Raw genomic sequence first — 13,742 nt, forward strand, 5'->3', positions numbered from 1 at the left:
AGGTAACACTTCTGCAAAAAGTTACATAGGTATCTTACCACTAAAGATAAATAATGTATATTTACACCACGTAACTAATTAGCTTTATTTTATTTATGTTTCATTTAGTAGCACGCTTTATATTACTTAAATGTGTAGAATAGTTACTTGTAAAATCATGCTTTGCATCTTTTGATTTCATAAAATAGAGATAATCACTTTTCGCAGGAAAAATTGCAGCTTTAATAGCGTCAAAACTTACATTACATACAGGAAGCGGTGGAATGCCGCTATATAGGTACGTATTGTAGGTTGACGTGTCTTCTTTTATCATACTCGGAGTAACTTTTACATGTGAGTTTTTTCCATAATTTAGAGTTCCGTCCATCTGTAGCTTCATGCCTTTTTTTATCCTGTTATATATGACGGAACTAACTAGGGGCATCTCTTCTATACTGGCAGATTCTTTTTGAATAATTGATGCAATTGTTACATATTGTAACCATTTTTTTTCATTATACATTCCAAAAAGTTTTATAGATAGATTTTTCATTTGTGCGAGTGACTCATTTAACAAAATTTTAATTACTATCTTTTCTGTTATTCCTATTGGAAGGCTGTATGTGTTTGGAGTAAACGCTCCTTCCTCGTACGGTGATTGCTGTTCGTACTCTTTTTGCAATAAATCTCTATTTAGCTTTAGTTCATCTGCTAATTGATTTAAAAATATATATGTAGTCTCACCAGGGATTAATGTGATATTTTGAAGTGCTGCTTTTGCCGTTGTTAGTTTGTATAAAAAATCCCATCTGCTATTTAGTGTCGTTTCTATATTTATCCATCCGCTTTGCGGTGAGCCAAATAGTCTCAGCAGCAGTATATCAAGTTTGCTAACATTGTAATTTCTGCTTTGCATTTGTGTTATAATCTTGTTAATAGAACCTTTAGGAATATAGATGACTTTTGGGGAACTTACAGGCTTATTTAGGTAGTACATGAACGATAGTATAATTATTAATACAATTTCAAAAATCCATTTTATTATTGTTAGTGCTTTGTCGTTCATATTTTTATTACTCTTTATTATATTTATATTTTTACAAAACGGAACATATATAGAAGATATATCTCTCCAAGACGTTAAAATTAAGAAATTATACATCAAATGGGATGAAAAAATTAGTTTAACGGTTAAAGAGTTTCATGTTTTAAAAGAAAAAAGAGATAGCAAATCACAGAATAGTTATAAAGAAATTATAAAAATAGTACAAAATATTCTCCCTTTTACAGATTGGTTTAAAAAAATCACAATCGAGAAGATATCATTCAATGATATTAATGCTACATTAGAATATTTAGATAATGAAAAAGGAGCAATAAGCATATCGGCTCCTGATTTTATGCTTAATAGTTCACTGCAAAAAGAGAACAACCTAATACATGTAGCAATTGATAAATTTGTAGCTCTAGAGAATAATTTAAAAATTGACGGAGATATTGTTGTTAATGCAAAAAATAATCCTGAATTAGTTGCAGCACTTAATATAGGATTATGCGATAAAACAAAACTTAATCTCTATGTATATAGTGATATAAAACAATTATTTTATAAGATAGAGTCAAAAAGCGCAATTAAAGATGCAAAGCAAATAGTGGATTTATTTGATATAAATCCTAGAATTAAATATTGGATTTATGATGCAATAAAGATGTCAAGTTTATCATTAGATACGTTTTATGGAGATATTGAATATAAAAATCTCAACAAAGCATATTTGAACATTCATGCAAAAGCTACAGCCAATGATTTAACCTATATATATGACGAGAAAGTAGATTCCGTTAGAACAAGTAAAACAGATTTGGAATTTAAAGACGGAGTGCTTTATATAAGACCGAAGGATGCCTATTCATATGATTTTTTTCTTGATAAAAGCTGGCTAAAGATTGATTTTTCAAAACAAGAGGAGCTTTTGACGCTCTATCTACTTTTTAAAGGTCAAGCAAATAAAAATTTAATTAGTCTGCTTGATAGATACAAGATAAAATTGCCGTTTATTCAGACAAAAGGTACAATCGATAGCAATTTGAAACTAGAAATCAATCTAATATCAACGGATGTAGAAGCAATAGGAGATTTTTATACACAAGATGCACAGATAAAATATCTAGGTTTGGATATTGATATATTTGATGCACATATTTTTATAAATAATTCGGTTGTTAAAGTAGAAAATATGGTTGCGAAATATGGAGATATTGCTACTTCACATGTTGATTTGGATTTTAACGGCAAAGAATCTAGCGGAAAACTTACTTTTAGATTTGATGAAATAGAGTTAAGTCAGAGTACGCTAAAACTTTTAAACAATAAAAAACCTCTAGGAGCGGCTTATATAATATCTCCTAAACAAGATTACTTAAAAATAGACAAATCAATATGGCAATTTAAAGAGAAGATTTTACATGTAGATTCTATGGAACTACCTTTTGATATGAAAAATTTTAGTACAAAAATACCTAAAACAGCTATAAATTCACCGGAATTGGCATCAATTTTTATGTCAGGAGATATATATTTTGATTTAAAAAAAGCAAATCTCAACATTGATTTACTAAAGTTGAGTTATTTAGGTATAAAATTAGACAAACCTCTGCACTCGCTTAATCTTATATATGACAAAGAGATATTAACATTATCATCTAAAGATAAATTAGATATAGATATAAATAACAAAAAGTTAAATTTTGAAAATATAGCTTTAAATATTACACCATCATTAATTAAAGTAGAAAATTTGCTATTTAATTTTGAAGAAAGTATAAAATCAAGAGTTACTGCAGAGTATAGTTTAGAGAATTCTACGGGAATTCTGGATATCAGCGATATAAATTTTACAAATAATACTTTTGGAGAAATTTTTAAAAATGATGAGGGTATAAAGCTTTTTATAGAAAATAAAAATGAGAAGTTTTCTGTAGTTTCCAAAGAACATGAGCTTGAGTACCTTCTTGACAATAATGATTGGATATTTAAGATTAACTCAATAGAAAAAATAGAAAAATATTCAAAAATTTTACAAGAGTATAATTTGACAAACGGATATTTCACTATGAGTAAAAAAAATACTCAAAACGACATTGATTTTTTGCTAAATACAGACTATAAATATAAATTTCTTGCATCAGACAACAAGCCTATAAATAACTATGTAATTAACGGTAAATACGATAGCCAAACAAAAGATATTAATATTAGTGTAAATAATATAGTAAAGATAGAAGTCAAAGATGATATTAAAATAGCAGCTGATAATATAGGAATAAATATAAATGAAATTATAGATTTTTTTGGTGATAAAAATAGCACCCAAGAGACAAAAAAAGATATTAATGTTTATATTGATACTAAAAATTGTTATATATATCTAAGTGAAAATAGACAAATAATCTCAGATACAATCAACTTTAAATACCTAGATAAAGTTTTATCTGCAGAACTCGTGTATAAAAACGCAAAAGCGGTATTTAACCTTAATGATAACAAATTGTATCTTTACGGCAAAAATTTTAATGATGAATTTATGGAAAAACTCTTTGCTCTATCCAAATTTAAAGGCGGCTCTTTAGAATTTTATATTATCGGTGCATTAAAAGAGTATAACGGTATGTTTTATGTAAAAGATACTACAATTCTTGAGTATAAAATTTTAAATAATATTCTTGCTTTTGTAAATACAGTCCCTTCATTAGTAACATTCTCTCTTCCTGGCTACAATAAAAACGGTGTTGCCGCAAAAAGTGCATACATGGCATTTAATTATAAAGATGACGTATATAACATGAACAATATATATCTTAAATCAAAAGAGATTGAAATAGTAGGAATCGGTGAAGCAAGTATTGAAAAAAATAGTATCAATTTAGATTTAAATTTAAAAACTGCATTGGGCAGTTCGATTTCAAAGATACCTTTGGTGGGACATATTTTATTAGGCAAAGAGAATCTCTCAACTACATTAAAAGTAACCGGTACACTAGACAATCCTGATGTAAATACACAAATAGCAAAAGATATAGCAGTAGCACCGTTTAACATTATAAAAAGAACACTTATGTTCCCGTTTGAACTATTTAAAAGTGAAGATACAGATGATGAGTAGATATCTTCTACTCATTTCTAAGAACAGTTAAAATATCTATTTCACTTGCTTTTTTCGCAGGATAGTATGAAGATGCTACAACTATTATAAATGCTCCAAAAACAATAAATAAGAAATCTTTTACATCCAAATCAAGAGGAAGGGTTGATGTCGGATAAACATCTTTTGGCAGATGAACTATATCAAAAGTACTAAGCACCCATAAACCGCTCATTCCTAAAGTTATTCCGGCTAATATACCGCCTACGCCTATTACTACGCCTAGATATAAAAATACCTTTTTAATTTCTGCAGATGTCGCTCCCAAAGATAAAAGCAGTGCAATTTCGCTTCTTCTATTCATAACGGTCATTAAAAGTGAAGATATAATATTTATTGCAGCAATTAAAATTATTAACATTAGTACAATAAAAAGAGAGGCCTTTTCAAGCTCTAATGCTGCAAAAAAGTTTACATTATCTTCCCACCATCCTTTAATAGTAACACTTTGAGGAAGAAATTCTTTGATTTTTAAAATATCTTCATGTGGATTATCCGAATATATATGAATTCCGCTATATTGATTAGAAGGTAAATTCATTATAGATTGTAGCGAGGAGAGAGTTGTATAGTTATAAGCTTTATCATACGCGGAAAGCCCTGAATCAAAAATACCTGTAACATTAAATCTTTTGATTTTCGGGGTAATAGACATTCCGCCCGGTTCTACATGTGTAAATATATACATAAGTTTATCACCCTCGTAAAGAGCAAACTCGTCTTTTAGGGATTTACCTATCAATACATCAAATCTATCAAAATTTCTATCTTTTATAGCATCTCTTAAAACACTATTTACTTTTGCTTCACTTTTAAAGTCAACGCCAAAGATATAGCCGCCCTCAAGTTTTGAACCGCTTCTTGCCATGACTGCAGATTGAACGTATGGACTAAAGCTAAGATTTGTAAATTTGGACTCTAAATCTAAAAGTAAATTCTCATTAACTGCCCCGTAAAACTTAGGAATAATTGTTAAAGGGTAATTCATTATTGTTAATTTCTTTCTAAACTCATTATCAAAACCATTCATAAGAGCCATTGCTATTAAAAGAACCATAACACCGAGCGATATACCTAAAAATGCCAATAAAGCAGATAAAAATATAAACGGCTGCTCATTGTCAAATCGCAAAAAGCGCTTTACTAAATAAGGAACTATTGATGTTTTCAAGAAGCAAAAACACCTTTTTTAGGACCACTTTTACCACAGCAAAGTTTATACTTTTTACCGCTTCCGCATGGGCAAAGATCATTTCTAGAAACTTTTTTTTCTATACTACTTTCTTCATTATTATATAGGTTAAACTGAATTGCCGCTTCATTTATTTTTCTCTGTATATCAAGGCGTTCGGCAACTCTTCTTGCCTCTTCTTCAGGGTCTTCAACTCTAAATTGAATAATCTGAAGAGTTTTAATCGTATTGAATTTGATATCGGCAATAAGTTCTGTAAAAAGGTTAAAGCTCTCTTTTTTATACTCTACAAGAGGGTCTTTTTGGTTGTATGCACGAAGTCTTATACCTGTTTTCATATTGTCCATAGCGTAAAGATGTTCTCTCCACGCGCTGTCTAACTCTTTTAAATATAATTCTCTCTCGATTTCGCTGCATATACCGTCATTTAGAACGCTCATCTTATCGTCATAAGCTTTTTTAACAGTTTGTGTTACGGCGTTTAATAATTCCTCATACTCTAATGAGGATAAATCATCTACATGTATCTCAAGATTTAACTCCTCTTGTAGTAGTTTTAGAACTTTTTCAAGATTGAAATCCTCTTTTGCGCCGCCTGCAAAAATATTGCAACTGTTAAGAACATGTTCTATATATTCGGCTCTAATTTCATTGACTTTTGATGAAATATCATACTCAGGATTGAGCAGTTGATTTCTAAATTTATAGACAATTTTTCTCTGCTCATTTGCGACATCATCATACTCAACAATTTGCTTTCTACCTTCATAGTGCATATTCTCGACTTTTTTCTGAGCTTTTTCTACTGCACGCGTAACCATTTTTGACTCTATATATTCACCGTCTTCAACACCAAGTCTTTCCATAATACTTTTAATTTTATCGCTTCCAAAAATTCTAAGAAGATTATCTTCTAAAGAGAGATAAAATTGTGTTGTTCCTGCATCGCCTTGACGACCGCTTCTTCCACGAAGCTGATTGTCTATACGACGATTTTCATGTCTCTCAGTTCCTATAATATAAAGACCGCCCAATGCTTTAACTTCATCATTAACTTTAATGTCAACACCGCGTCCTGCCATATTTGTAGCAATTGTGACTGCACCTTTTACTCCGGCACCTTTAATTATCTCACCCTCTTGAGCATGATTTTTAGCATTTAAAACGGTATGTGCTATCTTCTCTTTTTTGAGTACTTCATGCAGTATTTCAGATTTTTCGATAGAAGCAGTACCGATTAAAACCGGCTGACCTGTTTTTGATAATTTTTTAATTGTATTTATTACCGCTTCAAACTTCTCTTTTTCCGTTTTATAAATCAAATCGTTCAAATCTTCTCTTGAAATCGGTATATTTGTAGGTATTGAAATAACATCAAGCGAGTATATTTGAGCAAACTCCGATGCTTCTGTTTGAGCAGTTCCCGTCATACCTGCTAACTTATCATACATTCTAAAATAGTTTTGAAAAGTAATATCAGCTAATGTTTGAGTCTCCTCTTTTATATCAACACCCTCTTTTGCCTCTAGTGCTTGATGCAGACCTTCTGAGTAACGTCTGCCTTCGCTTAATCGACCCGTAAATTCATCAACTATAACTACCTCGCCGTTATTTACAACGTAGTCAACATCTTTCTCGAACAGATGATTAGCTTTAAGTGCTTGATCAAGAATATGTGAAAGTGAAGCATTCTCCGGACTGTAGAGATTTTCTACACCAAACAACTCTTCAGCTTTTGTTATACCTTCTTCTGTTAGTAGAATAATTTTATCTTTTTCATCAACACTAAAGTGTTCATCTTTAACTAACCGTAAAGCAATCTTATTTGCATCGCTAAAATCCTGAAGAGTTCTGTTAGTAGGTCCTGAAATAATCAACGGCGTTCTAGCTTCATCAATTAAAATACTGTCAACTTCATCTACTATAACAAAATTATGACCTCTTTGAACCATTTGTTCACGAGAATAACTCATGTTGTCTCTTAGATAATCAAATCCGAATTCGTTATTTGTTCCATAAGTGATGTCAGCATTATAGACTTCTCTCTTTAAGGAGTGTTCATGCATACTATCTAGGATTACACCGACGCTAAATCCTAAAAATTCATAAAGTGGACGCATCTCATTACCGTCTCTTGATGCAAGGTAATCATTTACAGTTACAAGATGAACACCTTTTCCCGTAATCGCATTTAGAACAATAGGAAGAGTTGCTACAAGTGTTTTACCCTCTCCTGTTTTCATTTCTGCAATTTTGCCTTCATGCAAAACAATTCCGCCGATAAGCTGTACGTCAAAATGTCTCATATTAAGAGTTCTGATACTTGCTTCTCTTGTTATAGCAAAAGAGTCTGCTAAAACATCATCCAAACTCTTTTCGCCTCTAATAACACTATCTTTAAGCTCTGCAAAAGCAGCTTTTAACTCATCGTCGCTTAAAACCTGATATCTGTTTTCTAATTCATTTATTTTATTAACTATTTTACTATATTTTTTTAATTCACGATCGTTTGAAGTACCAAAAATCTTACCCATTAACGCCTGTAGCATCCGAAACCTTATTATAGACAAGCGCTATTTAAACGCCTACCACTGAAATTGTGTTTATTTTATCATACTTATAATAATAATTTGTATAAATCATCAAATGATTTTTTTAAATATTTATATTAAACAATATGTAAACAATTGCTTAGATATAATTTTCAAAAAAAGCAAGGAAAAAAGTGAAATATTTTCTTTTAATACTCATTTCAACTATACATCTGTTTGCATCATTTGACACTATAACTTCATTTGAAGCGGAGTTTACACAAAGTATTACCGATGATAAAAATAAGATATTAGTGTATAACGGGAAGATTGTAGCCCTTAAGCCTCAAAATGCAAGATGGAGCTATCTAAAACCTGTTAAAAAAGAGGTTTATATAAATAATTTTGAAGTAACAATCGTAGAATCGGAAATAGAACAGGTTATTATAAAAAGATTAGAATCAAATTTTGACTTTTTTAAAATCATATCAAACGCTAAAGAGATAGAAAAAAACATATATACCGCAACCTATAAAGATACGAAATTTACCATAATGAAAAGCAACAGTTTAATAGAATCTATCTCATATTTGGATGAATTTGAAAACAAGGTTAAAATAACTTTTAAGAACCAAAAACAAAATAAAGAGGTAGATATTAACAATTTTATTCCTGTCTTTCCTCTGGAATTTGATATTATCAGAGATTGAGAACTGCCGTCTCAACCCTGTTTCTACCGTTGTTTTTAGCTATATATAAAGCTTCGTCGGTAACATTATATATCTCATCTATTCCCATTATGCACTCTTTTGGCATAAATGACAGCCCGATAGATATTGAAACATATTGCGAAATATCACTTGCACTATGCTCTATTTTAAGTTCTTCTATATTTTTACGTAAAAATTCTGCTCTATCTTGCGCATTTTTTTGACTATTAGAATAAAATGAGATAGCAAACTCCTCTCCTCCCAATCTGTAAACATAATCATTTGCGCGCTTAAAAGATATTTTCATGGCTTTTGAGATAGATTTTAAAACATCATCACCCTTTTGATGCCCATAAAAATCATTATATTGTTTAAAATAGTCTATATCTATAATTAATAAAACTAAGTTTTTATTTTCTCTTTTTGAAATATTATATTCTTTTGCAAAGTTTGAATCAAAGAAACGTCTATTATATAACCCTGTCAAAGCGTCTGTAATAGAATATTCCTCTATTCTTTTCTTATCTGTTATATCACGAATTATTGCAGAAAATCCTAAAATATTATTATATTTATCCGTTTGTGGAGTTATGGTGGTCTCTATCCAATACTCCTTACCGTTTTTGTTTAAATTTTTAACTTCGCCTTTATATATTTTTCCGCTTAATATAGTTTTCCATAGATTTTTATATATCTCTTTTGGAGTATCGGGATGAGAAACAACAGAGTGTGATTTTCCAATAATCTCCTTTTTTGAATATCCAGAAATTTTTGTAAATGCATCACTAACATCCGTAATAATACCTTTTGTGTTTGTCTTTGAAGTAATTACATGTTTATCTATTAGGTCTATATATTTTTTTGTTGTTTCAAGATGTTTTGCATCACGTAAAAAGCCGATAATCATATCAATAAAATACTGAAAATCATCATTATAAACTATCTCATTTTTTCTAATGAATCCCAATTGCAGTATTCCGAATATTTTATCATAGCTTATCAACGGAATTGTGCGTATATTGTTTGGTTCAATTGTTATAGATTCTATATTAAACTTTGTTTTTTTATCGCCACTTGAATATGTATGAATTTGCCTCATTTGGACTGCAACTTCTCCTATTAGTCCCTCCCCTAGCTCAACGATAGGCTTCATTTTGTTTGTGGCATAAGATGATGCAAGATAGAGTTTATTATTCTCTTCGTTAAAAAGGTATATCGCTCCTTGAACAATATTAAATTTATCAGAAAAAAAGTAAAGAGCAGACGAAGATATGTCTTGAATCGTCTTGCATTTTTCTAAATCATTTTTTAGCTGTATAATTGATGTTAAATTATTTTTTATCTTATCTTCACTTTTTGAATATAACATGTAGCTTCTAATCATTGAAAATATTGTTATGAGTATAAATAAAACTACTATTGCTCCAATAATAATTCCATAGCGTTTAGTCTCATTTAATTCATCTAACTTTATATATAACTTTTGATTTAAAAACTCTGCATTTACGCTATAAAGTGAAAAAACTTTATCGATTAAATTTGTTGCTATCGTAAAAAACTCCAACGCATCCATATTTGTTTTATCTGACATGATAGTACTTTTAACATATTCTCTCATATTCTTTGTTTCAACATTGATATTTTCAAGCATGGATAACAGTCTTGTTTTTTCTACATCGTTGCTTATTTCACTTATAGTTTTATAGATTTGTTTTGTATGTTCTTCACATATCAGACAATTATTTTGAATTGAGTATTTAAGCTCTGCATTTGTAGTATTATCCATTACAGCTTTGGTAGTTTTTGCTCTAATCTTGCCTATCACTTCAATAAGATTAGGTATATGCTTTAGCATAGTCTCTACATAAAAGTATTTATCGCTCTCCGACTCTAGCAAAAGTTTAGATTTAAACCCTATGTTGTACATCTTTTCATGTAACTGCGCAATAATATGTGTATATTTTTGATATAAAATAGTTTTATCTTCTTGCTTAGAACTATTTAATAACTCTTCAATCTCGTTTATTATATGAATATAACCATCATCATAAAGCGTAGGGTAAAGCGTATTGAACTTTTTAATATTAAAAATATCTTTTTTTGCATCTGCTTTAATTGATTCAACACTATTTATAATAATATCCCAATTTGTTTCAGTGATTGACATCTCTTCAAATTGACTATATCCTCTTAGTTTTTGAAGTTTTAAAACAAATTTTTGAAGTTTTTGCGCAAACTCAACCCCATCTATTTTATGTTTTGTTTTTTCTATTTCATGATTATAATTTGAAACAAAGTTGTTGAACAAAAATAGAGTTCCGCCTATTAGAAATAAAAGAAGCACACCTATTTTTAAAAATTTTTCCATTAAACATCTTTTTTTATATATTTTTTGTGATTGTATCAAGTATATAATTAATTTTATTAAAGTAGATTAAAATTATTTGCAGTTAATTAATTTGGGTTTTGCAGAAAAGGCAAACCTTTTCTGCTGTAGATATATTATACGGCTTTAATTTTAACGCCGTATTTTTCTTCGGCAACAGTACGTGCCTCTAAATGATAATTGTTAATTTCGTTAAAGTTTAGATATTTATAAACATCATCTGTTTTACCTGCAAGTTTTTGAGGAACTATGCTCATATACTCTTCTACGGTCGGAATACGTCCCAGCTTAGAACATACAGCAGCAAGTTCTGCAGAACCTAGATATACTTGAGTACCTTTACCTAAACGGTTATCAAAGTTACGAGTAGAAGTGGAAAATACGGTTGAGTTTGGGCGTGCACTTGCTTGGTTACCCATACATAGTGAACATCCAGGTACTTCCGTTTGCGCTTGAATTGATTTGTAAACATCGTAATAACCTTCGTTAATCAGCTGTTGCTCATCCATACGAGTCGGCGGAACAATCCAGAATTTTTCAACTTCAACTTTTCCCTCACCGCGCATAACTTCACCCGCCGCACGGTAGTGACCGATATTTGTCATACAAGAACCTAAGAATACTTCATCAATTTTTTCACCGGCTACTTCGCTTAAAAGTTTAACATTATCAGGGTCGTTAGGACATGCTAAAATCGGCTCTTTGATTTCATTAAGGTCTATATTAATTACGGCTGCATATTCAGCATCGGCATCCGGCTGCATCAATGACGGATTTGCCAACCATTCTTTCATTTTATCTGCACGGCGTTGCAGTGTACGTGCATCTTGATAACCATCGGCAATCATAGATTCAATTAATGTAATATTTGATTTTAAATATTCAATAACCGGAGCTTCGTTTAAAAGTACAGTACATGCGGCAGCAGAACGCTCAGCAGATGCGTCCGACAGCTCAAATGCCTGCTCGGCTTTAAGATTAGGAAGACCTTCTATCTCTAAAATACGACCGTTAAATATATTTTTCTTACCTTTTTTCTCAACAGTTAAAAGACCCTCTTTGATTGCATAATATGGAATAGCATTTACAAGGTCACGAAGCGTAATACCAGGTTGTAAGTCGCCTTTAAAACGTACAAGCACAGACTCAGGCATAGTTAAAGGCATAGAACCCGTAACTGCCGCAAATGCAACTATACCTGAACCGCCTGGAAAACTGATTCCGATTGGAAAACGAGTATGGCTATCTGCGCCTGTTCCTACGGTATCAGGAAGCGTTAAACGGTTTAACCATGAGTGGATAACGCCATCGCCTGGACGAAGAGCCACACCTGAGCGGTTAGAGATAAATTCAGGCAGAGTATGGTGCATTATAACATCTGAGGGTTTTGGATATGCCGCCGTATGACAAAATGATTGCATTACCAAATCAGCCGAGAAACCTAAAGCTGCCAACTCTTTTATTTCATCACGCGTCATAGGACCTGTTGTATCTTGAGAACCTACGGTTGTCGTTACAGGCTCTACATACATACCTGGACGAACACCTTTCATACCACAAGCATGACCAACCATTTTTTGAGCAAGAGTATAACCTTTGCCGCTATCTGCAGGTTGTTCTGCAGTTAAAAATACGTCGGAAACACTCATACCTAAAACTCCACGGGCTTTAGCAGTTAATCCGCGACCTATAATAAGCGGGATACGTCCACCTGCTCTGACTTCATCAGTAATAGTATTAGGGTTTAACTTAAACGTAGCGATACATGTACCGTTTTTATGTGCTTCGCCTTTATATGGATAAATTGTTATAACATCGCCTGTTTCCATAGCGGTGACATCCATCTCTAATGGAAGAGCACCTGAGTCTTCACATGTAGCAAAGAAAATAGGAGCAATAATACCTCCGATAACTACACCACCGGTACGCTTGTTTGGAACACCAGGGATATCTTCACCCATGTGCCATTGAACAGAGTTAACACCTGATTTACGACTTGAACCTGTACCTACAACATCGCCTACATAAGCAATAGGATTTCCTGCTTCTTTTAACTTAGCAATAGTCGCTATCGGGTTCTCCATTTTAGAAACCAACATAGAGTTAGCATGCAGTGGAATATCTGAACGCGTAAAAGCTTCAGAAGCAGGAGAAAGGTCATCAGTATTAGTTTCACCAGGAACTTTATAAACAGTTACTGTAATTTTTTCGGCTAATGCCGGAGTTGAGGTAAACCACTCAGCATTTGCCCATGAAGTCATAACTTCAGTAGCAGCTGCATTACCGGCTTTATGTAACTCTTCTACATCGTTAAATGCATCATAAACAAGCAGAGTCTTTTTTAATGCTTCTTTTGCGGCTTCAACTACATCTTTATTTGCAGACGTTAAACAATCAATGATAGGTCTAACATTGTACCCGCCTAACATCATACCCATTATTTTAACTGCTTGAGCCGGAGAGATACCGCTAACTGTTACTTTTTGGGATGCAACATCATTTAAAAAAGCGGCTTTTACATATGCAGCGTCATCAACACCGGGAGATACGCGATTTGTAATAAGTCCTACTAACTCATCCGTACAATCGCTTTTAATCAATTCAATTACCTGCGCAGTTTGTTCAGCCGAAAGCGGAAGCGGCGGTACGCCGAGTGCCTCTCTCTCTGAAATATGCTTTTTATACTCTTCTAAAAATGCCATTGTCATTCCTGTTTATAAATTTAGTATAGGGATTATAACT

7 protein-coding genes are annotated in these 13,742 nt (G+C 31.9%); 2 read left to right on the forward strand and 5 right to left on the reverse strand.

Going from position 1 to position 13,742, the window contains the following annotated elements; all coding sequences use genetic code 11:
* Window positions 1-100: 100 nt before the first annotated feature.
* The gene (gene mltG, locus A2530_RS11005; protein WP_294891532.1) at window positions 101-1,045 is read right to left on the reverse strand and encodes an endolytic transglycosylase MltG; all 945 of its coding nucleotides are present in this window, start codon (window positions 1,043-1,045) and stop codon (window positions 101-103) included.
* Between mltG and A2530_RS11010 the strand changes: the two genes are divergently transcribed.
* The gene (locus A2530_RS11010; protein ID WP_294885330.1) at window positions 975-4,142 is read left to right on the forward strand and encodes an AsmA-like C-terminal domain-containing protein; all 3,168 of its coding nucleotides are present in this window, start codon (window positions 975-977) and stop codon (window positions 4,140-4,142) included. The two genes, mltG and A2530_RS11010, sit on opposite strands and share 71 nt — an antisense overlap.
* Window positions 4,143-4,149: 7 nt before the next feature.
* Here the strand turns inward: A2530_RS11010 and A2530_RS11015 are convergent, their stop codons facing one another.
* Both A2530_RS11015 and secA read right to left on the reverse strand, forming a co-directional pair.
* Entirely contained in the window at window positions 4,150-5,352 is a 1,203-nt protein-coding gene (locus A2530_RS11015; RefSeq protein WP_294885329.1) for an ABC transporter permease, read from the reverse strand.
* A complete protein-coding gene (gene secA, locus A2530_RS11020) occupies window positions 5,349-7,922 on the reverse strand; it encodes a preprotein translocase subunit SecA (RefSeq protein ID WP_294885328.1) in 2,574 nt (857 codons plus the stop codon). The genes A2530_RS11015 and secA overlap by 4 nt, the downstream gene beginning before the upstream one ends.
* A gap of 176 nt (window positions 7,923-8,098) precedes the next feature.
* Here secA and lolA point away from each other — a divergent pair, with 176 nt between their 5' ends.
* Window positions 8,099-8,614, forward strand: a complete 516-nt coding sequence (gene lolA, locus A2530_RS11025; RefSeq protein WP_294885327.1) for a LolA-like outer membrane lipoprotein chaperone — start codon at window positions 8,099-8,101, stop codon at window positions 8,612-8,614.
* Here lolA and A2530_RS11030 read toward each other — a convergent pair.
* Together A2530_RS11030 and acnB are read right to left on the reverse strand one after the other, a co-directional pair.
* Window positions 8,604-10,982, reverse strand: coding sequence for a diguanylate cyclase (locus A2530_RS11030; protein WP_294885326.1), 2,379 nt, complete (start codon window positions 10,980-10,982; stop codon window positions 8,604-8,606). The genes lolA and A2530_RS11030 overlap by 11 nt on opposite strands.
* A gap of 134 nt (window positions 10,983-11,116) precedes the next feature.
* A complete protein-coding gene (acnB, locus tag A2530_RS11035) occupies window positions 11,117-13,702 on the reverse strand; it encodes a bifunctional aconitate hydratase 2/2-methylisocitrate dehydratase (RefSeq protein ID WP_294885325.1) in 2,586 nt (861 codons plus the stop codon).
* Window positions 13,703-13,742 lie beyond the last annotated feature (40 nt).

The organism is Sulfurimonas sp. RIFOXYD2_FULL_34_21 (assembly GCF_001830805.1).
Taxonomy (GTDB): domain Bacteria; phylum Campylobacterota; class Campylobacteria; order Campylobacterales; family Sulfurimonadaceae; genus Sulfurimonas.

Bases quoted from the DNA above. Each gene is read 5' to 3' on its own strand.
- A2530_RS11010 (WP_294885330.1), top strand. From the start codon at position 975: ATGAACGATAGTATAATTATTAATACAATTTCAAAAATCCATTTTATT.
- mltG (WP_294891532.1), bottom strand. From the start codon at position 1,045: ATGAACGACAAAGCACTAACAATAATAAAATGGATTTTTGAAATTGTA.
- acnB (WP_294885325.1), bottom strand. From the start codon at position 13,702: ATGGCATTTTTAGAAGAGTATAAAAAGCATATTTCAGAGAGAGAGGCA.
- A2530_RS11030 (WP_294885326.1), bottom strand. From the start codon at position 10,982: ATGGAAAAATTTTTAAAAATAGGTGTGCTTCTTTTATTTCTAATAGGC.
- secA (WP_294885328.1), bottom strand. From the start codon at position 7,922: ATGCTACAGGCGTTAATGGGTAAGATTTTTGGTACTTCAAACGATCGT.